This is a genomic window from Corynebacterium sp. HMSC061H03 (assembly GCF_001838215.1).
GTDB lineage: Bacteria > Actinomycetota > Actinomycetes > Mycobacteriales > Mycobacteriaceae > Corynebacterium > Corynebacterium jeikeium_D.
The window spans coordinates 1-23,336 of sequence record NZ_KV836088.1 but is presented as its reverse complement, the minus strand read 5'-3'; the positions used below and the strand labels follow the sequence as shown (position 1 = coordinate 23,336).

At 60.2% G+C, this 23,336-nt stretch carries 17 protein-coding genes and 1 other RNA gene; 4 read left to right on the top strand and 14 right to left on the bottom strand.

The window, feature by feature from the left end; translation table 11 throughout:
* Positions 1-6: 6 nt before the first annotated feature.
* A complete protein-coding gene (locus tag HMPREF2787_RS10185) occupies positions 7-2,304 on the bottom strand; it encodes a YhgE/Pip domain-containing protein (RefSeq protein ID WP_070859180.1) in 2,298 nt (765 codons plus the stop codon).
* Positions 2,304-4,937 (bottom strand): YhgE/Pip domain-containing protein, encoded by a 2,634-nt coding sequence (locus tag HMPREF2787_RS10180; RefSeq protein ID WP_070859179.1) that lies wholly within the window; start codon positions 4,935-4,937, stop codon positions 2,304-2,306. Before HMPREF2787_RS10180 ends, HMPREF2787_RS10185 begins: the two co-directional genes overlap by 1 nt.
* A 394-nt stretch (positions 4,938-5,331) precedes the next feature.
* On the opposite strand from HMPREF2787_RS10180, the gene leuA reads away from it, so the two are divergent.
* Complete coding sequence (leuA, locus tag HMPREF2787_RS10175; protein WP_049193461.1) at positions 5,332-7,149, top strand: 2-isopropylmalate synthase; 1,818 nt, start codon at positions 5,332-5,334, stop codon at positions 7,147-7,149.
* Between the two features lie 118 nt (positions 7,150-7,267).
* On the opposite strand, the gene HMPREF2787_RS10170 is transcribed toward leuA, so the two are convergent.
* Positions 7,268-8,281 (bottom strand): hypothetical protein, encoded by a 1,014-nt coding sequence (locus HMPREF2787_RS10170; RefSeq protein WP_224433871.1) that lies wholly within the window; start codon positions 8,279-8,281, stop codon positions 7,268-7,270.
* Between the two features lie 430 nt (positions 8,282-8,711).
* On the opposite strand from HMPREF2787_RS10170, the gene HMPREF2787_RS10165 reads away from it, so the two are divergent.
* Complete coding sequence (locus HMPREF2787_RS10165) at positions 8,712-10,049, top strand: exonuclease domain-containing protein (protein WP_083308465.1); 1,338 nt, start codon at positions 8,712-8,714, stop codon at positions 10,047-10,049.
* 59 nt (positions 10,050-10,108) lie between these two features.
* Here HMPREF2787_RS10165 and HMPREF2787_RS10160 read toward each other — a convergent pair whose 3' ends face one another.
* The 4 genes from HMPREF2787_RS10160 to HMPREF2787_RS10145 form a co-directional block, all read right to left on the bottom strand.
* Positions 10,109-10,555: a thiol-disulfide oxidoreductase DCC family protein gene (locus tag HMPREF2787_RS10160; protein WP_049190150.1), complete on the bottom strand. Its 447-nt coding sequence runs from the start codon at positions 10,553-10,555 to the stop codon at positions 10,109-10,111.
* On the bottom strand, positions 10,552-11,076 hold the full coding sequence (locus HMPREF2787_RS10155; protein WP_141737768.1) for a PIN domain-containing protein: 525 nt from the start codon (positions 11,074-11,076) through the stop codon (positions 10,552-10,554). Before HMPREF2787_RS10155 ends, HMPREF2787_RS10160 begins: the two co-directional genes overlap by 4 nt.
* A 75-nt stretch (positions 11,077-11,151) precedes the next feature.
* Complete coding sequence (locus tag HMPREF2787_RS10150; protein ID WP_049190155.1) at positions 11,152-12,051, bottom strand: ImmA/IrrE family metallo-endopeptidase; 900 nt, start codon at positions 12,049-12,051, stop codon at positions 11,152-11,154.
* Positions 12,052-12,063: 12 nt separating this feature from the next.
* Complete coding sequence (locus tag HMPREF2787_RS10145; protein WP_049190157.1) at positions 12,064-12,402, bottom strand: helix-turn-helix domain-containing protein; 339 nt, start codon at positions 12,400-12,402, stop codon at positions 12,064-12,066.
* 289 nt (positions 12,403-12,691) lie between these two features.
* Here HMPREF2787_RS10145 and HMPREF2787_RS10140 point away from each other — a divergent pair, with 289 nt between their 5' ends.
* Positions 12,692-14,101 (top strand): MurT ligase domain-containing protein, encoded by a 1,410-nt coding sequence (locus HMPREF2787_RS10140; RefSeq protein WP_246824302.1) that lies wholly within the window; start codon positions 12,692-12,694, stop codon positions 14,099-14,101.
* Positions 14,102-14,914 (top strand): type 1 glutamine amidotransferase, encoded by an 813-nt coding sequence (locus HMPREF2787_RS10135; protein ID WP_070859178.1) that lies wholly within the window; start codon positions 14,102-14,104, stop codon positions 14,912-14,914.
* A 40-nt stretch (positions 14,915-14,954) separates the two neighbouring features.
* Here the strand turns inward: HMPREF2787_RS10135 and recR are convergent, their stop codons facing one another.
* The 7 genes from recR to ffs all read right to left on the bottom strand — a co-directional run bounded on the left by recR (position 14,955) and on the right by ffs (position 23,139).
* Complete coding sequence (recR, locus tag HMPREF2787_RS10130) at positions 14,955-15,581, bottom strand: recombination mediator RecR (RefSeq protein WP_005511888.1); 627 nt, start codon at positions 15,579-15,581, stop codon at positions 14,955-14,957.
* 37 nt (positions 15,582-15,618) lie between these two features.
* On the bottom strand, positions 15,619-15,942 hold the full coding sequence (locus HMPREF2787_RS10125; RefSeq protein ID WP_005511884.1) for a YbaB/EbfC family nucleoid-associated protein: 324 nt from the start codon (positions 15,940-15,942) through the stop codon (positions 15,619-15,621).
* Between the two features lie 114 nt (positions 15,943-16,056).
* Positions 16,057-19,071, bottom strand: a complete 3,015-nt coding sequence (locus HMPREF2787_RS10120) for a DNA polymerase III subunit gamma and tau (protein WP_070859177.1) — start codon at positions 19,069-19,071, stop codon at positions 16,057-16,059.
* Between the two features lie 30 nt (positions 19,072-19,101).
* Positions 19,102-19,827, bottom strand: coding sequence for a suppressor of fused domain protein (locus tag HMPREF2787_RS10115; RefSeq protein WP_070859176.1), 726 nt, complete (start codon positions 19,825-19,827; stop codon positions 19,102-19,104).
* Positions 19,828-19,861: 34 nt separating this feature from the next.
* Complete coding sequence (locus tag HMPREF2787_RS10110; RefSeq protein ID WP_210400045.1) at positions 19,862-21,133, bottom strand: aspartate aminotransferase type Ic; 1,272 nt, start codon at positions 21,131-21,133, stop codon at positions 19,862-19,864.
* Between the two features lie 125 nt (positions 21,134-21,258).
* Positions 21,259-22,728 (bottom strand): SulP family inorganic anion transporter, encoded by a 1,470-nt coding sequence (locus HMPREF2787_RS10105; protein ID WP_070607657.1) that lies wholly within the window; start codon positions 22,726-22,728, stop codon positions 21,259-21,261.
* Between the two features lie 316 nt (positions 22,729-23,044).
* An RNA gene (gene ffs / locus HMPREF2787_RS10100) (signal recognition particle sRNA small type) lies at positions 23,045-23,139 on the bottom strand.
* Positions 23,140-23,336 lie beyond the last annotated feature (197 nt).

Below are 23,336 nucleotides of genomic sequence, written 5' to 3'. Positions count from 1 at the left end.
GCCCCCTTACGAAGTCGCCATCACCTTCGTCTCCTCGATTGCGTTCTTGATCTCGTTGATTCCCTTTTCAAAGATGCGCTGAAGGCCCAGCGCCAGAATCAGCGACGGGATGATGAACAGCGCCAACATGAACATCAGCTTCCAGTAGTCGGCCTCGTAGATACCGGCGATGGAGCTGCGGAACATGTCAATCGCGTAGGTACCCGGCAGCCACGGGCTAATGTTCTGGACCCACTGCGGCACCAGAGGCAGCGGATACGCGCCACCTGCAGCCGAGACCTGCATCACCAGCAACAGCACGCAGATGGCCTTGCCGGCATTGTCGAAGGTGAAGACGAACGAGAAGACGATCATCATGAACACCAGCGAGATGATCCAGCCGGCCAGCAGCATCAGGAATCGGTGTGCGGGATCGATGCCCACGTACACCTGGAGTCCCAACACCATCAGCGTGGCCTGAACTAGGCCAACGGTGGCGAAGGTGGCGAACCGGCCGAAGTATTTCTCGACGCGGGTGTAGTCCTCGGCCTGCGCAGCGTTGATTTGTGCGTCACTGGTCGGCTCGTCGATTTCATCGCTGGCTGCATCGCCCTGCGCATCATCGACTGCATCGCTGACCACATTCTCGGCCTCATCATCGCCGACCTTCTGACCGTCGCGGCTACGGACCGTGGTGCGGATCAGCACCGACGACAGCAACGCACCGATCCACAGCGCGAGGGTCGCATAGAACGGCGCCATACCCGCACCGAAGCTCTGGACTGGGAAGACGGGGTCTTCCTCGACCTGCACCGGCGCGGCCAACTGCGCTGCCAGGGCACTTGGGTCATCACCGACGGCCTCAGCAATTCGCGAGAGGTCCCCGGTGTCCTTCGCCTCTTCCAGCGCGTTGTGAATCTCGTCGAAGCGAGCGGCCAGATCATCAAAACGGTTGCTCAGGCCCATTGTGGCAGCGCTGGTCTTACGCAGCGTATCCACCGGCGAGCCGGAAATCGTACCGCGGATGCCGCGAATGTCCTCGCCAATGACCTCGATGTCGTTGCTCAGACGCGACACCGGCTCCGACAGTGCGTCGATCTGCGGGCGCAGGTTCTGCTCGTAGGAGTTCTTGGCATTTTCCACAGCCGCAATCGCAGCCGTGAAAGCGTCCTTCGCCTGGCTTATCGACGATCCCGTATCCCGGCCACCACGCAAATCCGCTGCCACGGCGGAGAAACTCTCCTGCAGCCCACGGGTGCGAGCAATCGAGGTGTTCAGATCGGAAATCGCGCGGTCATAGCCCGGCTTAGCGACACCCGGAACCACTGCCCCAACGGTGTCCTCCAGGCGGTCGCGCATCGCAGTCAGGCCATCGGCCTGCTGGCCGAATTTGGCCGCCATCGCGTCAAAGGTATCTGCGGTCGCGCCGCTGGTGGCCTGGGTGCCGTCGACAAGCTCGTTGACGCGGTCGCGCACGCCTTCGTAGCTCGACTGCGTTGCGTCGAGCGCCGTGCTAACCGAGTCGCGAACATTGCCGACCGCGGCTTCCAGATCGCCTGCGACGTTGCCGTCACCCGAACCATTGCGCAGAATGTCCATCCGCGCACCAGCGTTTTCCAAAATGGAATCCGCGGTCTCCACCAGCGGCACGGTGGTCTCCACCAGCGTGGACAGCGAACGAGCAGTCTGCGCACCGGAGCGCAGCCGCGCGGCGGTGTCATCAACGCGGTTTTGCACGCGCGTCAGTGCCTGCTTGGAGTCGGAGGTGTTTAGATACTCATCCAGCGAGGTGATCACGCCCAGCCCAACACTGGCGACGACCTGCGTGAAGTTCTTGTCAATCTCCTGAATAACGCCACTCGCGCCCTTACTCGTAATGATTGACGAAAGCGCGTTCTTCTTCTCATTCGTATAGAGCGTCAGCTTAGGCGCCTTGGTGCCCCGGACGTAGAAGGTCATCAGTTCAGTACTGAAGTTCTCCGGAAGCACGATTGCCGCGTAGTAGTCACCGGACTTAGTGCCGTCGATGGCGTCCTCAGAATCCGTAATCTGCCAGTCAATTTCGTGGTTACGGCTCAGCTTCGACAGCACCTCATTGCCCAAGTTGACGTCAATCGCACCGATATCCGTGCGATGACCACGGTCATTACTGGCGACCGCAATCTTCAGCTTTTCGGTGTTCTCAAACGGCTCCCAGCTGGCCAGCACATTAAAGCAGGTGAACAGCAGCGGAATCAGCACCAGACCGAAAACCATGATGCCGGTCATCGTGTTCTGGCGGATCACCCGAAAGTCATTCCGCACAATTTCAAGAACGTTTCTCATTAGGCTTCACCTTCTGGGGAAGTCTTCACGCTTGCCGACGACACCTTCGCCTGTGGCTCAAACGAATCACCAGCATTTTCCAGCGAGTACGCATGCGGATGGGAAGTTTGGTGCTCCATGTAGGCGCGCAGCTCCTCCTCCGACATCTCGCTGAGCTCCTGGGCGTGAATCACAGACTGCTTGACGTACTCGCGCACCGCGATGTAGGCGAGGCAGAGCAGCACAAACAGGCAAGCCAGACCGAAGAACAGGGCCTTCTGATCCGGGTAGTTACGGGCCAAAATACCCAGCACCACCAGGGCGGCCACGGCGATGCCAATGGCCATGCGCATGAACAGCGTGTAGCTGCCACGCAGATTCTCCATCCGCTCGTCGACTCGCGATTGGTACTCCTCGCGGTTACGCAGCGCAAAGACGAGGTCACTGAGCTTGTATCCGCTACCGACCAGGTGGACTTCTTCGTTGTTGACCAGTCCGCCCTCTTCAAGCTGGTGGTTAACCAAGACATTGACCGAGGACAGGCTGCGGCGCAGCCAGTAACCGACCACGTAGGCGACCACTGCCATGGCCATCAAGGTGAGCATGTTCTTCAGGTAGTAATTCGAGTAGAAACCACCAATGGTCTCGCGGAGAGCATCAATGCCGTAGGTCAACGGCAAGAACGGATTCAGCGCCTGGAAGAAGTCCGGGGTCATCTCAATTGGATAGAGACCGGCGGCGCCAGGAATCTGAATAAACGCGAGCACTACGGCAATACCACGTCCCACGTGGCCAAACGCCGCCACCAAACTGTAAATAATGGCGAGATAACACAACTCCACCACGACACAGGTGAGGACGAACGCAACCGCGCTGACATGCTGCACACCAATGACGATGTCACCGATAGAGACAATCAGCGCCTGGAAAGTAGCGATGATGCCCAGCAGCAATGTGCGGCCCATGTACGCCTGGCCCACCGTGATTTCCTTGAAACCTTCCGCGTCGACTTCCACGCGGAAAATCACAATCAGAATGAACGCACCAATCCACAACGACAGGTTGGTAAACAGCGCCGCCATACCCGAGCCGTAGTGATCCACCGGGAACACGGCCTCCGTCTTAACCTCAGCCGGATCGCTCAGGAACTGCGAGATACCCTCAGGATCAAGGTCATTGACCATGTTCATGGCTTCGCGCTCTTCGGTGGTGCCCAGGGTAAGGACATCGAGACGCGCAGTTTCCAGGCCATCGCGTACACCATCAAGGTCGGCCTTAAAGCTCTCGAGGACCTGATTCGCAGCGGAAAGCTGCCCACTCGTAGCGTCGAGAAGCGCGGACGTTTCCTTGACGGTGTCCTTTTGCGCGCCCAGCGCCGCCGCGTACGAACCCACGCGCGCGTTGAGCTGATTAAGCGCCTTGCTCAACTGCGGGAGTGCGTCCTGGGACGCCTGACGAATCTGATCCGAGGCGGCCTTGCCGTCCTTAGTGGCCTGCGCCAATGCCTCGCTGGTGGCGTTGAGGGAGTCAAGAGTTCCCTGCGCCGAGCCGGAGACGTTCTTCAGGCCCTCCACCAGCTCTTTATTGGTGGCGTTGCTCTCGTCGAGCGCATCGATGGTGCGCTGGATTGCCTGCTTATCCGGGCCATTGAGCGGGTTGGCCTCCAGCAGGGAATTCAGCCCACCAATGACCTGATCCGCCTGGTTGACGATGTCCTCCGCCGCAGCCGTCGCAGAATCCGAACGGGAAATTGCGCCCTGCAGATTGCCAGTCATCGCGCCAATCGCGGCGTTGGCGTTACCGGTGCCCTCCACCAGAGCGGTGCTGCCCTGCAAGTAGGCGTCGTTGAGATCCGCGGAGAAATTCAGGACCTCGTTGTTGAGCTCACCAGTAATCGCCTGCACCTGCGTCAACGCATCCTGGGCGTCATCGAGGGCCGTGTCCACGCTGCCGAGAGTCTTCTTGATCTGCGCAATCGTCGGCTGCAGATTGCCAATCTGCTCCTGGATAGCACCGACTTCATCGCGGCTATTGGCAACCGCATCGGCGACATCCTGGAAAGCGTCAGCGGAATTGAGACGAGCCGCATCGAACCGGCCCTGCAGCAGGCCGCCAGCTTCCTTAACCTCCTCGGTGACCGCCTTCGCAATCTCCTTATTAAAGGAAGCGGAAATCTGACCATCAATACCGGACGCGCCCTGCGCCGTGATGTGCGGCGAGATCGCGTTGATCTTCTGGTTAGCGCGGTATTTCAGCTTTGCTGGATGCCCCTGCCCTTGAATCAGGTCAACCATTTCCTGCGAGAAATTCGGCGGAATGGTGATTTCGGCATAGACCTTGCCGCGCTTTAGGTCTCGGTCTGCCTTCTCGGCATCGGGGAACTGCCAGCCCAGTTCATGATTTTGTTTTAGTTGTTTGACCACCTGGTTACCGATATTGAGGCTTCCGGTAACCGAGGAACTCGCGCCCTTGTCCTCATTCACAATTGCCACACCGATGTTCTCGGTGTGCTCGTACGGATCCCAGAAGCCCGGGATGTTGAACCAGGAGTACAAGGCAGGGGTGATCATCACGCCGATGATGATTACCCACACTCTTGGGCTATTGCGGAGACGGCGCAAGTCTCGCTTAAGAATAGACCAGCTAGTTTGCACCTTAAGGACGCTATCATCTTTACCCCGCTAAATACATTGGTACTAGTTTTAGAACTATCGATTGGCGGGGTGGGTGGCGTGGCCGAGATGAGTTGGGCGGGTGAAGCGGGTGGGTTGGGTGCGGGGTGGGTGGCGTGACCGAGATGAGTTGGGTGCGGGCCGCCGGCAACGCCTTTCACCCCGCGGAACCCCACAGCACAGAAACCCGAGCATATTTCCCCCACTAAAACCCCCGAATGATGAAATTCATATAACCATCGGGGTAAGGTACATCACATGCAACGCGGACTACTGCTTCTATGCCGCGGCGGGGCTTGGGTTTAAGGCCGGCTCCCCGTCGCGGGGTAAGTTGTGCCGGCCTACAAGAAAAGTCCGAATTAGAAAGGCCCACAACATGTCTCCTTCCGACGCTTTTATTTCCGCTCCTTCTGTAATCTCCACTCCTGCTGGCGAGATTCCGGAAGGACAGCCTGCTTGGAATAAGCAGCGCAACTCCCAGATGGCAACCAACCGCTACCTGCCTTACGACCAGGAAGTTCAGGACTTCCAGCTGAAGGACCGCACCTGGCCGGACAAGCGCATTACTAAGGCACCGGTTTGGTGTGCCGTCGACCTGCGCGACGGCAACCAGGCACTGATTGATCCGATGAGCCCGGAGCGCAAGCGCCGCATGTTCGAGCTGCTGGTCCAGATGGGATACAAGGAAATTGAGGTCGGATTCCCGTCCGCTTCCCAGACCGACTACAACTTCGTGCGCGAGATCATTGAGAAGAACATGATCCCGGACGATGTCACCATCCAGGTTCTGGTTCAGGCTCGCGAGCACCTGATTCGCCGCACCTTCGAGGCATGTGCCGGCGCAAAGAACGTCATCGTTCACTTCTACAACTCCACCTCGATTCTGCAGCGCGATGTTGTGTTCCGTAAGGACAAGGACGCAATCAAGAAGATTGCCACCGACGCCGCGGAGCTGATTAAGACCATCGCGAAGGACTACCCGGACACCAACTGGCGTTGGGAGTACTCGCCGGAGTCCTACACCGGCACCGAGGTTGAGTACGCCAAGGAAGTTGTCGACGCCGTGGTGGATGTCATCGACCCGACTCCGGACAACCCAATCATCATCAACCTGCCGTCGACCGTGGAGATGATCACTCCGAACGTCTACGCAGACTCCATCGAGTGGATGCACCGCAACCTCAACCGCCGCGACTCCATCATTCTGTCGCTGCACCCGCACAACGACCGCGGCACCGGCATCGCCACCGCCGAGCTGGGCTACATGGCCGGCGCGGACCGCATCGAAGGCTGCCTCTTCGGCAACGGTGAGCGCACCGGTAACGTCTGCCTTGTCACCCTGGGCCTGAACATGCTGACCCAGGGCGTCGACCCGCAAATCGACTTTTCCGACATCGATATGATCCGCCGCACCGTCGAGTACTGCAACCAGCTGCGCGTTCCGGAGCGCCACCCGTACGGCGGCGACCTGGTCTTCACCGCTTTCTCCGGTTCCCACCAGGACGCCGTGAACAAGGGCCTCGACGCAATGGCAGACAAGGTCCGCCCGGGCGCTGCCGTCAAGGAGCTTTCCGACGAGGACCTGCGCGCGGTGACCTGGGAAGTTCCTTACCTGCCCATCGACCCGAAGGACGTCGGTCGTTCTTACGAGGCCGTTATTCGTGTGAACTCCCAGTCCGGCAAGGGCGGCGTGGCCTACATCATGAAGACGGACCACGGCATGAACCTGCCGCGCTCCATGCAGGTCGAGTTCTCCTCCGTCGTGCAGGCAGTCACCGACGCCGAGGGCGGCGAGGTTAACTCCAAGGCGATTTGGGACATCTTCGCAGGTGAGTACCTGGACCGCGAGGCTCCACTCGAGCAGATTGCCCTGACTGTCGATGCCCCTCAGAACGAGTCGGACGCCACCAAGATCAAGGCTCACATCGTCTACGAGGGCAAGGAGCAGACCGTTGAGGGTGTCGGCAACGGCCCGCTGGCCGCTTACGCCAACGCCCTGGAGAAGCTCGGCATCAACGTCGAGGTTCAGGAATACGTCCAGCACGCTCGCACCGCAGGTGACGACGCCGAGGCTGCGGCCTACGTCCTCGCAGATGTCAACGGCACCAAGGTCTGGGGCTCCGGCATCGCTGGTTCCATCACCTACGCGTCGCTGAAGGCAGTCACCAGCGCGGTCAACCGCGCACTGGCTTAAACTCCACATAGTTACTGACTAGGTTTATGACACTTTCGTGGCAAAATTTGTGCTCAAAGTGTCATAAACCTAGTCAGTTTCTTTTTGGGGCAAACTATCCAGCGGTCCCTCGGCCCCGCTACCCAATCAACGGGCCGGCATTGCGCACATCCGCACGGAAAGTCACCCCACCTGCGGCTACCACGCGTTCGCGCTCGATGAGGATTGAACGGAGCGTCGATAAGCGAACTGCGTGCAATTCCACCTCTTTCCACACCACCCTCGCGACATCCAGCCCCGTTGCGCGCAGCGATCGCTCGCGGTAAGTCTCCCGCGTGAGCAGCTCGGACTGAGCCGCGGGCGTCGGCGCGACCTCGCTAGCCGAATACTTGATATGGCCGTCGAACTCCACGACAAGCAGCAGGTCAGGGATATAAAAATCCACGCGGGCGAGAAAGTGCGGCGGATCGTGGCTGGTGCCGCGCGACCAAATTTCGGCTTGCTCGTGGAACTTCAGTCCGAGCTCGAGAAGAGCGGCTTTAGTCAGCGCCTCACCGGGCGTTTCGCAACGACCGTGACAGACCGCGAGCGCACGGTGAAACAGCTCTTGGCCCCGCACGCTGGGATAATGCACCGGGAGCTCCTCAAGCTGATCGCGCGTGGCGCCATGCCGCAGCGCACCTTCGACAGCCAACACCGCCGCCCGCCACGACACGGACTCCGGCCCCTTCTGCCTGAACCGGACGCGACACTCATCGAAGGCCGCACGCGCGAGCACCGCGACCCGCCGGTCCGCGAGCCCCTGCGTGTGACCCAGATGGATCTCCGAGCGCAAGCGCATGCAATAGTCGATGCCGTGAAACTCCTGACTCCCGCCCACGACCACAATCTTCGCATCGCGCACCAGCACCCACGAACCGTGCAAGGCCAGCGCTGCAGCTCCCGAAATAACGCCTGACGACGTCTCGGAGACCACCGCCAAAGCAGTAATAGCCAGGCGTTTCTCGCGGTGGAGCCCCTCCCAGGCGTGCGCGACTACATAGTGACCTCGGCAAAGCCGCTCCAGATAACCGGCCCGCGCTTGCCTTGCGACCTCGCGGTATCCATTCCCCGGCTGGTCATCCGGCCTAATGATTCCAAACTGGTCCGCCACCAGTTGCTTGCGTTTCTTGTTGACCATTTCTCCCCCGCCCCGTGGTTGTTGTCCTGTGGCTGTTGCCCCGTGGTAGTTATTTCGTCCTTATTTTTGTGGCGCTGTTCTGTGGCTCTATTTCGTGGCCTTGGCTTGTGGCACTGTTTTGTGGCCCCTATTTAATAAGGCGCGGAAATTGCCCTCGCGGTTCCATTCCTTTTCGGCTGAGCACCCAGTCGGGGGAAAGCTTTTGGGGCTTGCGTGGTTTTTGTAGTTTGCGTGGTTTACGGGACCCGTGTGACCGTGCCCCACGGTCCTTCTGAGCTTGAGGCCGAGCTAGTGCCCAAGTTACTGACTAGGTTTATGACACTTTCGTGGCAAATTTTGTGCTCAAAGTGTCATAAACCTAGTCACTTTCTCCGCGGGTGAGCGCACCCGCTAGTCTTGAGGCATGACTGAATCGGCGCGCGAGGAGCGCAAAGCGACTGGGACCTCTTCTCAGACGAAGAGGCGGCGGCGGAATCGTCGCCGTTCTCAACGCGCGTCGTCAGCGGGCGCGAAAACACCACCAACAGCACCGGCTTCCACCACAACGGACGCAGCCACCACCGACGCGGCCACGACCAGCGCGGCTACTACCGGCGCAACCGCAACCGGCGCGAGTACCGCTGGCACACCCACAACGGCCACAACCACACCCGCCACGGCCGAGACCGCCGCAACAAAGGCCGCTGACGAGCACAAACAGTTCTCGTCGGCGGAGGACGCTCCTTACGCAATCGTGTCCATCCAGGCCACGGGCATCCATCCCAAGACGTCTCGGCTGGTCAGCCTGGGAGTGTCCACCGCCGACAGTAGCGGCAACATCGTGGACACCTGGCATGTCGTCATCAATCCCACCGAGGATCCCGGCCCGACACACCTCCACGGCCTCGAGCCCGCGGACTTCGAGGGGGCACCGAAATTCGGGGTGATCCAGGCCAAGCTCGCGCACGCGCTCGATGGGCGCACGTTGGTTGCTCATAATGCGCCGCTGGTCTGGGGTTTTATAGTTGCCGAGGCCAAGAGGGCCCGTCGTCAAGCGAATCGTGAGCGATCCGCGCGGAATAAGCGGGGGCGTCGTCGTACGCGCACTCGCGTCGCGAGAATTCCGGCGCCCGCACGGATTGCCGATACGTTGGAAACGGCGCGCCGCCAGGGCAAACGGCTTGACGACGCACGCCTGCGCGCCGTCGCGCGCGCCTATGGCCTCGATGTGCCTTCGCCCGAGGCATCGATTGCTGGCATCTCGGTGCCGGAGCGAGTGCGGACGTTGGATGACGTCACCACCACGCTTGCGCTGTTCCGCGCACAGGGCGGGCTCGATGCGGGCGCAACCGTGAACATGTACACGCCCGACCAGCTGCGCGAAGACATTGTGGGCCTGCAGCGCTCGGCAGTGCGTGTCGACGCGATGGAGGCGCCGCGCCCCGTGGAGAACCCCGGCCGCTATACGCCGGGGCGGAAGCTCGCGGAGGGCATGGAGTTCGTCGTGGCGCCAGAGGTGTCGCTGGACCCGGATGAGCTGATTGAGGCGGGAGTGCGGGCTGGGCTGGCCTACTCGGAGAAGGTCACGCGAGAGTCATCGGTGCTGGTGTGTAACCGACCTGCGGATGTGACACCGGATCAACTGACGGGCAAGGCCATGCATGCCCACCGGAAGGACATTCCGATCGTTTCCGATGAGGCATTCTTGCGACTGGTCGGAGAGATGTCGCCGGCCGCTGTGAAGGACGAGGCTAACGGCTGACTCGGTGGCTGCTCATTGGGTAATTGCAGTGGCACTGGGGCAACGGGCCTGCCGGATAGTCATCTTGTGGAGTCTAGTTTGCAGGCGTTAAGCCCCAGGACCGCGCTGATTCTGTGACGGTTGGAAGCGACGACCTTATAGATAAAGCTCCACAGTTTTGTCAGTGGCGGGAAGAGCAGGAATGTGCCCGCACATCGGAATAGTGCCTTGGTGCCGCCCTCACGCAAGGCGATACCTATCGCCTCGTGGCCGTACCGAAATTCTCGGCCGCTCTTAGCACCAGGTTCACCGACTGCTGCTTCGGCTGGGATTGTGGCGACCGCCGGGGTTGGAAGCATGGCGACCGCCTCAGCTGAGATGTGTTGACGAACTTCCTCTGGCAAGGACTGGTCTTCGGGACTAGCACCAATCATGCGGACACCACTGAGTTTGGCCAGAAGGGTCACGCTTGCCTCGCAGAACCCACAATCGCGGTCGTAGTAGAAAGTGATGTCAGGGTTCATCATTTTTCGGCGGCCTTTTTATACAGACTCTTGCCATTAAGTTTGGTGTGCTCAAAATTGACTAGGACATCAAATTTCTGGAGGTCTTCCCAAATTTCCTTGGCTTGCCCGCGCGACCCAATAGAGCCCGACTTCACGCATTGCAATAGCACGTGCTCGGTATTGAAAATGTATCCAGCTTCTTGCTTCCGCGCTAGCTCACAGGCATCACCATCATCCATGATGAGCGCAGTGGCTACGCCCTTACCCTGATCTTTCGCATAAAGACAATGGGCGATAGCGATGTACTCTCCCAGGTGTTTAGCTTTGCCCCCTTGAAAGGTATAGCCAGGACCAGAATAGAGGCGAACATAGGGATAAAGTTTTTTGTGGTCATCGTCGAGAACTTCGACATTCGGGTGCCCCAGAAACCAATCCCAGTGTCTCTTTCCGCAGTTGAAGCGCCGTTTATCCAATTTGCGTTCGACTTCATTTTTGACTGCTCCTGGAATGCTGATGGTCTTCTTGCCTGCGAAGTCGAGCAAATACTGGTGATTCTTCGAACATACGAAATTAAGAAGTACGCTTGTATCAGCTATTAGGAGGTAACCAGCCATCGTTTATTGGGCGCTTTCTGAACTATCGGGACCATCGCCGAAGAAAGCGTCTAGTTCCGCGAAGGGATCTGCTTCCGTGTCAGCCGCATCCTGATTCTGCACATTCGCATCATGCCTCAATGGCGGTAACTGTGACTGCGATGCACTTATCAGCTCCTTCACCTCATCGACACTGCTCATTTCAGCAAAAGCAATGCTGGGAAGGTCGACTATCCCCTGTTCGTAAGCGCGATATACGTCTTTCACCAACCGCGCTGATGGTTGCACTAGTTCGGAGACCTTTACCGCGCGGTCATAGTCAGCTTTCCAGCCATACCGGGCAGCCAGCGTGGGAGCTGATACACCTTTCAGTTCTTCCGATTGCCCTTCGCTAATGAGGTCTGCGCGCCTCATCTGAATAAGTGCGACTCGCGGCGAAATTTGATACTTGCGAACGACATGGGACAACGCAGCAAGGACGTCACCTCCACCGATAAGCTCGCCGAGGTTCTGGTCTGTTTTCAACCCATCAGTTGGGCAGAGCACATTACGAGCGAAGGCATCAGCACGAACTTCCTGATAATCACGCTTGCCACAGGCGTATATTCCAGGCTCAGAGTGCTCATCATCTGCAACGATTTTCGAGGACTCGAAATCATTGGAAACAAAATGCCCAATTTCATGCGCAACGGTAAACCGCTGACGGTAAGGAACGGATGACTTCGCAATTCCAATGACTGTCGCTCCCGTCACGGGGTCACGCAAAGCAAGTGCATCAACATTGGCTGGTAAATCCAGAATCATAAAATCTGCATTAACCAACTGCATAAAGCCAGCGATGTCGGCGATTGGATCATTTCCTAGGGTGTGCTTCTTGCGGAACTCTATAGCAAGGTCGAGCCCCTCCTTGCTCGCACTGCACATGGGGAACCCTCCTTAATTTTGAGTTAGCAGCACTCGAAGCTGCAGGTAAGGCAAAAGCATCTCCCGCGCTCCCTTAACACTCGCGCCATCCTGTGAAGTGCGGGCCACGGCCTGCACACGCTGGCTGACCGGGTTTTCCTCCACAAGTTCATCCAACGGCACGCCAAGAGCCCACGCAAGCGCCATAACCTGCTCAAGTGAGTAAGTCGCCTTGCCATTTTCCAGGCGACTGACTGCAGATTGCGACACCACACCATCGGTGGCGTCAGCCAAATCACGTGTGGTCATGCCACGATTTGTGCGCAACTGATGCAAGCGCGCGCCGAAGAAGTTGCTTTCTGTATTAGCCATACCTCTTCCCCCTTATCTGCTAGTGGACAGTATAGGGCAACACATGAATCAAAACAATAATTCTTTGATTCAGTGCTTGAATTCGATTCCTCAAATACGCTTTCTCACCTCGGTAATCTCCTTCCTCTCTTCCGCCGCATGACCGCCTAATCCCCGAAGATCAACATGATCGCAATCACCTCAAAGTTCAGATTTCAAGGCTCCGCAGGGAGACCTCCCACAAATCCCATCAGGCCTCACAGGCCTGCTTCTTAGGCCTAGCCCTTTCGTGCGCGTAATATTTACACACATGACAAATGGCACCTCTCCGCAATCGCATTCCGCTGATAGCGCGGATGCCAGCCCGCACGGTACTGCTTCGAGTGGCTCCCGCGACTCGAATAGTTCTCGTGGCCTGCGCGGCACCGGCGCCCGCCTGCGCGCCGGCCTCGCCACATCCGCCGCTCACGCCGCCACCTGGGCCTCCCGGAAGTCCGGTCGCGGCGCGGGTGGCATGATTGGTGGCCTAATTGCGCAGAAGATTGACCCGCGCATTCTGGCTTCCCTCGGCAAGGGACGCCCGGCCGCGATCATCACTGGCACCAACGGCAAGTCCACCACCACCCGTATGTTCGCGGCCGCCATGCGCGCCGCTGGCCACAACGTGGCCACCAACGAGGGCGGCGACAACATGGACGCGGGTATTATCTCCGCGCTGCTCGCCACTCCCGATGCGGACAGCCTGGTCCTGGAGGTCGATGAGCTACACGTCCCGCACATCGCAGAGGATCTGAAACCGCAGGTCCTGGTGCTGCTGAACCTTTCCCGCGACCAGCTCGACCGCGTCGGCGAGATCAACAAGATTGAGGCCACACTCCGCGCTGCGGTGGACGCTAACCCGCAGGCGACGGTCATCGCCAACTGCGACGACCCACTCATCGCGTCGGCTGCGTGGGACGCCAAGAAGGTTATTTGGGTCTCCGCGGGCGGTGGCTGGACCAACGATGCCACCTCTTCCCCGCGCACCGGCGGCCCCATCATCCAGGACGGCCACAACTGGTACGCCGTGAAGCCACTCCCGGACGGCTCGGAGTTCAAGCGGCCAGAGCCGGACTACCGCATCACTGCGGAGGGCGTCATCACGCCTGCGGGTGACATCCTGCCGATGAACCTCACGCTGCCGGGCAATGCCAACCGCGGCAACGCCACCCTGGCTATCGCGGGCGCTGTCGATATGGGCGCGGACCTGGGGAAGTCCCTCCGGGCCACCGAGACCGTCGACAACGTTGCGGGCCGCTACTCCACCATGGTTGTGCGGGATGACAAGGGCGCCGAGAAGCACGTGCGCATGCTGTTGGCCAAGAACCCGGCGGGCTGGCAGGAGGCGCTGTCCATGGTCGATCGCACTGCGGATGCAGTGGTCATCGCAGTCAACGGTCACGTTGCTGACGGCGAGGACCTGTCCTGGCTGTGGGATGTCCGCTTCGAGGACTTCGACGGCATGGATGTGCTGTCCGCGGGCGAACGCGGAACTGACCTCGCGGTGCGGTTGCTGTATGCGGGCATCGATGCGAGGTTGGTCGCAAATCCGCTGCAGGCGATCCGGTCGTGTGAGACGCGGGGGTCGTCGTCAAGCGTTACCCGAGTTGAGGTGCTGGCGAACTACACCGCCTTCCGCGATTTGAAGCGCGACATCGAACGAGCACAGGAGGAAAAGTAAATGAGCGAGCTGTCTATCGGCCTGATCCTCCCGGACGTGCTGGGCACCTACGGCGATGACGGAAATGCGCTGGTGCTGCGGCAACGCGCGCGGATGCGTGGGATTGACGCCGAGATTGTCCCGATCAAGCTGGGCGATGCCGTCCCCACTGACCTGGATATTTACACCGTCGGCGGCGGCGAGGACGTCGCGCAGACCATCGCGGTGGAGCATCTGATCAATGACGGCGGCATCAAAAAGGCAGCCGAGGCCGGGAAGCAGATCCTCGCGATTTGCGCGGGCTTCCAGATTTTCGGCAATTCCTTCCGCGCGGGCGGACGCGACGTCGCAGGTCTCGGCCTTGTCGATTGCACCACCGATTCGCTGGAATCGCGCGCAATCGGCGAAATCTGCACGCTCGTCGATCCCACGAACGGTTTGCTTGACGACGTCGACGCCAGCCCACTGACTGGCTTCGAAAACCACATGGGTCGCACGACCCTGGGTGCCGATGCGAAGCCGCTTGGTCGGGTTGTCCGTGGCGTGGGCAATACCGGCCCGGAAGTGGAGCAGGCGGACTCCGGGATTGCTCCAGGAGTGGACGTCTCTTCACTCACACCGACCGGTGGCGCCGAAGGCGCGGTGCAGGGCTCGATTATCTGTACCTACCTGCACGGACCTGTGTTGGCCCGCAATCCGCAGCTGGCTGATCTTTTGCTGGCCCGCGCTACCAACCAGGACCTGTCGAGCCTGGCTCCGCTAGACCTCGAGGTAGTGGATAAGCTGCGCGAAGAACGCATCCTGTCCAAGCCTCGTCCGAAGAGCGAGCGCTAGTTTTTGTGATTTCGCGCGCGGCCGGTTGGCTGGACGGCGGCTAGACCTTCAGCCGGCCCGTCAGCGCGCGGGACAGGGTCAGTTCATCGACGAACTCCAGGTCCCCGCCCAGTGGCATGCCGGAGGCCAACCGAGTGACCTCGAGATCCGGGAAGTCCCGCAGCAGCCGGGCCAAATAGGTCGCGGTTGCTTCGCCCTCGGTGTTGGGGTCAGTCGCGATGATGACCTCGTGGATTTCTGGGGGTTGGGTCTCGTCGACGTCGTCAAGCACGCCTGCGATACGTTGCAGAAGCGTGCGGATATTGAGCTCGTTCGGACCGATGCCGCCAAGCGGATCGAGCGCCCCGCCGAGCACGTGGTAGCGACCGTTGTACTCCCCCGTGCGCTCGATGGCCTGGATATCGCGCGCCTCTTCAACGACGCACACCAAACCTCGGTCGCGCCGTGTATCCGAGCAGTACTGGCACACATCGGTTTCCGAAATATTGCCGCAGACCCGGCAGAATTGCACACCCTCGCGCACCCGACCAAGCGCGGATTGGAGCCGGCCGATGTCCTCCGGCTCCGCCTTCATCAGGTAGAAAGCGATACGCTGAGCTGACTTCGGGCCGATGCCCGGCAGGCGCGAGAACTCATCAATGAGATCTTGGAGTGGTCCCTCGAACAATGATAATTACCTACAAATACTGGTCTGAAAAGCTAATTTAGAAACCGAGGCCACCGAGACCGTCGAAGCCCTGGGACAGCGGGCCCATCTTCTGCTCTGCCAGCGACTGCACCTTAGCGGTAGCGTCCTGGAAAGCAGCGAGAACCAGGTCCTGCAGCCCGTCGACGTCCTCCGGGTCAACGACCTTCGGATCAATGGCGATGTCCGTGACCTCGCCCGAGCCCTGCATAGTCACCTTGACCAGACCGCCGCCGGCCTCACCGACGATGGTGGAAGCGACGATCTCCTGCTGTGCTGCCTGCAGCTGCGCCTGCATCTGCTGTGCCTGCTGCAGAATTGCGTTCATATCTGGCTGAGTCATAACTAATGTTCCTAACTATTGTGCTCTTTACGTGCTGATTTGTAGTTACGCGCACGCTTCTAAGGCTCATCGCCCATGCTTTACGACGCGCATCGCCGCCCCATTCTAACGGCTCTAGCGGTCTTCTAGCGGTTTGGCTCCCAGCTCCTTTTCCAGCATCTCCATGACCACGTCCTTTAGCGAGCGGTGATCGAGAGACCCGACCTCGTTCGCGGCCTCGAAATACTCGGAGGTGTCCTCTTCGTAGTTGTTGTCCTGCGGGGTTTGGGGAACCGGGTTGTAGTTGGTGTTGGCGTTGGAGTTGTAGTTGGACGGGTTGCGCGAACCGTAGCTCTCTGCACCCTCTGCGCCCTCTGGTGGAGCGAACTCCTCCATCGGCTCTGGTGGCAGCGGGACGCCGCCGAAGCCCGAATCCTGATTGGCCTGGGCCTGAGCGTTCGCTTGGGCATTCGCCTGGGCGTTTGCTTGGGCCGCGCGCAGGAATGACTGCGGCTGCGGCTGGTTTGGCTGCTGCGGCTGTTGCTGGGCCGGGTTCGGGTTCGGTTGAGCTGGCTGGCTTGGCTGACGTGACTGATGTGGCTGAGCCGGCTGGTCGTGGCCTGCCTGCTGTCCCATCGCAGCACGCTTGGCGGCTTCGATTTTGGCACGGCGCTCAACAACGGATGCGTATGCCGACGACCGCTGCGGGCCTGGCTGCGGCTGCTGTTCCTGCTGTACCTGCTGCTCAGATGTCTCTGGTTGCGCTGGTGCTGCGGGTGTCGGTGCAGGGGCGGTGTCGTTCGGCGAGGACGAACCTCTTGACGACGAATCATCCTCCCCGGAACCACCACCAGTAGCTGTTGAGCGCGGTGCGCGCGGACGCGTACCGACGACACAGTGCACCTGGCCATTAAAGCCCGTCACCTGCTTCACGGCAGCGGACAGTGCCTGAGCGTAATCAGGCGTGTTGAGCCTGGTAGCGAGCGCTCCTGTGCTGTGTCCAATGACGAGCGTATCTTTTTCGACATCGAGCGGTACCGCCTGCTCGGCCAACACGCGAATGGGGAACGCATGCTGTCCGTCGACAGCCGCAAGGATGTCCTGCCAATGCTCGCGGATTTGCTCGATACCGGCGGGTGCAGGTTCGGGCTCCGGCTGTGGTGTTGGTTCCGGCTTCGGTTGCGGTACTGGCTCTGGTGCTTGCTGAACTTGCGGTGCCGGCTGCGATTCCGGTTCCTGAGTAGTCTGCGTTGGCTGCGTTGGCTGCTCGGGCTGGGCGGCCTGAGTTGGCCTTGCCGACTCGGCTGATTGCGCTGGCTGTGGCGCCTGAGTTGGCCGTTCAGAGTGGGTTGGCGAGGCAGAGACAACTGGCTCCTCCTCGACAATCGACATCGAGCCGCCTTCCCCCTCACGCTCGCGAGTCTGCTGCTCACGCTCTTGCGCAAGCTGCGCCCGAGTCTGCTGCTCGCTGATGCGGGCATGCTCCGCCATCTTCCGACGGAACTCACGAATCTTCTCTGCCTGTGCTTCTTCCTCGGACATCGGCTGCTCAGCCGATTCAGGATGCTGAGGTTGTTCAGCCTGCTGAGACTGTTCAACTGATTCGGCCGGCGTAGGCTGTGCAGGCTGTGCAGGCTGCTCAGCGGGCGCAGTAGGTGCTTCTGGTGCAGACTGCGGCTCAGTTACCGGCTCCTGCGACACCGGTGCCGCTGCCGCTGGTGCAGACTGCTGCTGAACAGGTTCAGGCTGGGACTGAGGCTGCGACGATGCCTGCGCTGGCGCTGCCTGCCCAGCACGACTGCCCTGGGCCTGCGCCCCCTTCTTACGCTGGGCATTCCGCTGGCGCCATGCCTCACGAGCCGACTGGCCAGACTGCATCGGCGAAGCATCGGTCTCAGCCGCACCCGACCCCGGCGCCGCGGCGGAAGACACCGGTGCCGCTGCGGGGGTTGCGGCCCCCGAGCCGTCGGCAAGCGCGGGCCTGCCGTGTTCCAACGCCTCTACGCGCTGCAGCAGCGACTCCACGGAATCTTCGGTGGCGGGCAGAAGCATGCGCGCGCACAGGACCTCGAGCAGCAGGCGCGGCGAAGTCACGCCGCGGAAGTGACGCAGGCCGTCAGAGAGCACCTGCGTGAAGCGCGTCAGGGTAGCCGGGGGAATTGTCCCGGCCTGCTCCAGGACACCGTCGATTTGGCTCTCCGGAATCTCCACCAAGCCCTGCTCCAGCGCGTTCGGCACTGCGGACAGCACCAGCAAATCACGCACCCGGCCAAGCAGATCCGAGGCAAACCGAGCCGGATCCTGACCCGACATAATCACACGCCCGACCACGCTAAACATGGCCGCGCGATCGCCTGCCGCCAGCGCCTCAATCGCATCCGTGATGATTACGCTGTCAGTGACACCGAGAATGGCCGCAGAAGTTTCATAATCCACACCATCGGTGCCGGAACCGGCAATGAGCTGATCCATAACCGACAGCGAGTCACGCGGCGAACCGCCACCGGCCTGGATGACCAGCGGATACACGTCCGGCTCTACCCGCACACCCTCGGCCGTGACCACACGCTCAAGCAGCCCGCGCATATCCGGCGGAGTCAACAACCGGAACGGGTAGTGATGCGTACGCGAACGGATAGTCGGCAGCACACGCTCCGGCTCCGTGGTCGCAAAAATGAAGATGAGGTGCTCCGGCGGCTCCTCCACAATCTTCAACAGCGCATTGAAACCCGAGGCGGTAATCATATGCGCCTCGTCAATAATGAAGATGCGGTAGCGCGACTCCGCCGGCTGGAAGATAGCCTTTTCCCGCAGCTCACGCATATCTTCCACACCGTTGTGGGAAGCCGCGTCCAGCTCAATAACGTCCAAATTGCCCGGACCACCAGGCGCCAACGCCCGACACGACGCACACTGGCCACACGGCGTCGCCGTCGGCCCCTCCGCACAGTTCAAACTGCGCGCCATAATGCGCGCCGACGAGGTCTTGCCACAGCCACGCGGCCCGGAGAACAAATACGCATGGTTAATGCGGTTGGGACGCCCCTGCGCATCACGAGATTCCAACGCCGCCGACAGCGGGTCAGTCACGTGCCGCTGCCCCACCACTTCGGCGAACGATGCCGGACGATACTTCCTATACAGAGCCACGTGCTCAGCCTACCTTCCACCCCGGACCGGCTAGTTCGAACCCTCCTGGGCAACAACCGACTCGCGGCACCAATCCCGCAGGTCAGCATCCACTTCGGCCAACTTCTGCATCAACGCCTGCGGACCCTGCTGCTCATAAAACACCAGCTCCGCATCCGTAATTGGCACCAGCTGCGTCATCGTGGTCATGCGCCCCTGCGGCGACTCCACATCGCCCTCATGCAGGCTGATTTTGCCCGGCATCTCGGACACATTCGGCACCCCGTCGCTCCACACATACGGCACCGTGCACAGCACGTGCGCCACGGTAAAGGCAGTGCTTGACGACGACTCCCCTACCTCGGCCACCTGATCGGCAGCCAGCCGCACCGCATTCGGGATGACACGGCCCGGAATTGGCGACAGGAACTCCGGCTCTTCCTCCACCAGCGCTCCCGCGGCCGCGACCATGGTGGCCACGGGAAAATCAGCATATGCGACGGAGAAAAGCTCCACGCGGATATCCGTCTTTGCTGCGCCGGTCAGGCCACAGTAGTTGCGGCCCAACTCCACGGTGGCGGCTGCCGTTTCCGGACGACGCTCGTTCGCTTGGCCGTCTGGCTCGTCGTAAAGCGAGAACTCAGCGACCCGCAGCGGAGCCGAATCGTGTTCCTGCCCGTGCCGACCACTGGCCGGCAGCTCCGTCACATACTCGCCGACCTGGGGTTCTCCGGGGAAAAGCCCGGAGATCCAAAACTTCGTCTCTTCGAAGTTCATATAGTCCTATCCCGACCTACCTGGCTTACTTGGCCTACGCAGTCGCCTTCTCAGCGGCGGCGAGCAGCACACAGGTAGCGACGCCATCCATAGCAACCTCGAGCTCCTCCATCGGAGGCAGCGACGGTGCCAGGCGGATATTGCGATCATTCGGATCCTGCTTCAGCGGGAAGGAAGAACCAGAACCGGTCAGCGCAATGCCGGCCTCCTTAGCCAGCTCCACCACGCGACGAGCAGTGCCATCAACCACGTCGAGGTTGATGAAGTAACCGCCGGTCGGCTTCGACCACTCTGCCACGCCGTACTCCGTCAGGCGCTCATCTAGAATCTGAAGAACCTTCTCAAACTTCGGAGCCAGCGAACCTGCGTGACGGCGCATCTGCTCGCGCACACCCTCCGCGTCGCCGAAGAACTTGGCGTGAGCCAACTGGTTGACCTTGTTCGGGCCAATGCCGCGGATACCAGCGTGCTTGAGGTAATCCTCCAAGTTGGCGTCCGAGGAAGCGTAGAAAGCAATGCCAGCGCCTGCGAAGGTGATCTTCGAAGTCGAGCCGAAAGCCCACACGCGGTTCGGATTACCGGCCTCTTCCGCCCACTTAATGACGTTGTGAATCTCCGGGAACTCATCCGTCAGCGTGTGAACCATGTAGGCGTTATCCCACATCAGACGGAAATCCGGAGCGGCGGTCTCCATTTCAACCAGACGGCGGCAGACCTCAGCGCTGTAGGTCACGCCCGTCGGGTTCGAGAACATCGGGACATTCCACATGCCCTTAATCTGCGGGTCGGAGGCAACCAGCTTCTCCACGACATCCATATCCGGACCGTCTTCGTTCAACGGCACCTGAATCATTTCAATGCCGAAGTGCTGCGTGATAGCAAAGTGCCGGTCATACCCCGGAACCGGGCACAGCCACTTCAGCACCGGCTCCTCGTTCCACGGGCGCTCCGAGTCCACGTTGCCGAACTGCATAGCCCACGAAATCAGGTCAAACTGGATGTTCAGGCTGGAAGCATCCTGCGCCAGGACGTTTTCCACCGGCAGATCCATCAGTTCCGCCCAGATAGCGCGGATATCAGTAATGCCCTTGGCGTTGCCGTAATTGCGGACATCCTCCCCAGAAGCCGAAATGTAATCCGGCGCCGGGAGACCCAGCAGGGCGTTTGCGAAATCAAGCTGCTCCGACGACGGCTTACCACGAGTCAAATTCAGTGCGAGGTTACGGGATTTCAGTTCCTCATATGCCTTCGCAAACTCATCCTTGTGTGCCGCCAACTGCTGAACATCGAAGGAATCCACGGCCATGGTGTACGCACCCTCCCAGGTATCGGACATAAGTTAAAACCTGACAAAACTGGCACGGAAAACTTTTTCCCCGCGCCGCATCCGGCTTTGCAACCAAGTGTAAGGCATACCCCGGATTGGGATTTCTACAACTTCCCCGACAGCGCATCCAGACGCTGCTTACTCGGCCCCTCCAAGCCGATAATTTCTACCTCTTTGCCCCGGTCAGCAAACTTGACCCGCACGGAATCTAACGCCGCCACCGTGGAAGCATCCCAAATCTCAGCCTCAGACATATCGATGACAATCCGCTGCGCAGGATCGGTGTAGTCGAACTGGTACACCAGGTCGTTACTGGAGGCGAAGAACAACTGACCCCGCACCTTGTACGTCCGGGAGTGGGCGCTGGGGTCGTCGTCAAGCACTTCAATCCTGACCAGGTGAGCGACACGGCGCGCGAACATCAGCGACGCCACGACCACACCCAAAATCACCCCGATGGCGAGGTTATCCGTCGCCAGCGTGGCGATGACCGTCACCAGCATCACCGCCGTCTCCGAACGCGGCATCAGGCGCAACGTCCGCGGGGAAATCGAGCGCCAATCGACCGTGTCCACCGACACCACGACCATCACCGCAACCAGCGCCGCCATCGGAATCACTCCAACTGCAGAACTGAGCAGAAGGACCAGAATGAGCAGAAAGACACCGGAAAAGAGCGTCGTCAAGCGAGTGCGTCCCGACGATTCCTTCACACCCACCATCGTCTGACCGATCATCGCGCAGCCAGCGATGCCGCCGAAGAAACCGCCCGCGATGTTCGCCACGCCCAGCCCCCACGTCTCGCGGGTCTTGTCCGAATGCGTGTCGGTGATGTCGTCCACGAGCTTCGCCGTCATCAGCGATTCCATGATGCCGACAATCGCCACGCCCACCGAATACGGCGCAATCAGCTGCAGAGTCTCCCAGGTCAGGGGCACATTCGGGATCAGCAGCTGCGGGAGGGATTCCGGGAGCTCGCCCATATCGCTCACGTTCGGCACGCGCCAATCCGCCAACACCGCAACAAGCGTGACGACGAGTACCGTTACCAGCGGAGCCGGAATCGCGGTGAACACGCGGGGCAGGAACACCATAATCGCAATACCCAGAGCGACCAGCGGATACACTAACCAGGGCACATCGATGAGATGCTCCAGCTGCGCGGTAAAAATGAGGATGCCCAGCGCGTTGACAAAGCCAATCATGACCGCGCGCGGAATGAAACGCTGCAGCTTAGCGATACCCAGCGCCGCAAAAGCAATCTGCAACACGCCCGCGAGCAGCACCGTTGGAATGAGGTAATCCATCCCGTACGTCCGCGACAACGGCGCGACGACGAGCGCAACCGAACCAGCGGCAGCAGTAATCATGGCCGGGCGGCCACCCGTAAAGGCAATCACAATGGCCATAATCACCGAGCTAAACAACCCCACCGCCGGGTCCACGCCCGCCAAGATGGAAAACGAAATGACCTCGGGGATCAGCGCGAACGACACCGCCGCGCCGGCCAGCAGCTCGGTGCGCAGGCGCTTCGGTGAAGAAACTGCGAACCGGAAGGAGTCCCACACGCCCATTGGGGCTGGGGTTTCTCGGGTTTCTGGTGGTTCTGGAGTTTCTAGCGGTTCACGTGTTGACTGTGGTGGCACTCGCGTGTCGTCTGCATCGCTCATGCACAGTATTCTTCCAGACCAGCGAACGCGACCACTTGTGGCCAAGGTATTCACCTATCGATGCGCTGCAGCGTGGCCATAAGTGAATAGCTCATCGATAGGTGAAATGGCCTGGCCAATATCGCGGGGATAAGTGCCGAAAAACATCGATAGATCACAGGAAACCGCCGACAAGTGCCCGAAACCTGGCCATAAGTGCCAGAAGAACGCCGGGGATAAAAAAAGGGGACCCCACGCACCCGTCAGAGCTCGCTGACCCTTGCTGCATTCCTGCCCTGGGGGAGTTCACGAGATGGACGCCACATGGGATCCGTGAAGACAGCCTACTACAGGCCCACGCAAAAAGTCACACTGCTAGCGCTCGCCGCACCGTTCAGCGAAGAACTGCCACACTAATCAGGGCGTTGCCACCACGGATTCGTCACCAGTTTCGTGACAGCATCCATGACAGTTCCCCGCCTCCCCGCAGCCCCCGGCATACAGGGTTAAGTAAAGAAAAGTGTGTCCGCATG

Excerpts from the sequence above, each read along its gene's own strand:
- HMPREF2787_RS10185 (WP_070859180.1), bottom strand. The coding sequence starts at position 2,304 with ATGAGAAACGTTCTTGAAATTGTGCGGAATGACTTTCGGGTGATCCGC.
- leuA (WP_049193461.1), top strand. The coding sequence starts at position 5,332 with ATGTCTCCTTCCGACGCTTTTATTTCCGCTCCTTCTGTAATCTCCACT.
- HMPREF2787_RS10165 (WP_083308465.1), top strand. The coding sequence starts at position 8,712 with ATGACTGAATCGGCGCGCGAGGAGCGCAAAGCGACTGGGACCTCTTCT.
- HMPREF2787_RS10160 (WP_049190150.1), bottom strand. The coding sequence starts at position 10,555 with ATGATGAACCCTGACATCACTTTCTACTACGACCGCGATTGTGGGTTC.
- HMPREF2787_RS10150 (WP_049190155.1), bottom strand. The coding sequence starts at position 12,051 with ATGTGCAGTGCGAGCAAGGAGGGGCTCGACCTTGCTATAGAGTTCCGC.
- HMPREF2787_RS10145 (WP_049190157.1), bottom strand. The coding sequence starts at position 12,402 with ATGGCTAATACAGAAAGCAACTTCTTCGGCGCGCGCTTGCATCAGTTG.
- HMPREF2787_RS10140 (WP_246824302.1), top strand. The coding sequence starts at position 12,692 with ATGACAAATGGCACCTCTCCGCAATCGCATTCCGCTGATAGCGCGGAT.
- HMPREF2787_RS10135 (WP_070859178.1), top strand. The coding sequence starts at position 14,102 with ATGAGCGAGCTGTCTATCGGCCTGATCCTCCCGGACGTGCTGGGCACC.
- HMPREF2787_RS10125 (WP_005511884.1), bottom strand. The coding sequence starts at position 15,942 with ATGACTCAGCCAGATATGAACGCAATTCTGCAGCAGGCACAGCAGATG.
- HMPREF2787_RS10115 (WP_070859176.1), bottom strand. The coding sequence starts at position 19,827 with ATGAACTTCGAAGAGACGAAGTTTTGGATCTCCGGGCTTTTCCCCGGA.
- HMPREF2787_RS10110 (WP_210400045.1), bottom strand. The coding sequence starts at position 21,133 with ATGGCCGTGGATTCCTTCGATGTTCAGCAGTTGGCGGCACACAAGGAT.
- HMPREF2787_RS10105 (WP_070607657.1), bottom strand. The coding sequence starts at position 22,728 with ATGGGCGTGTGGGACTCCTTCCGGTTCGCAGTTTCTTCACCGAAGCGC.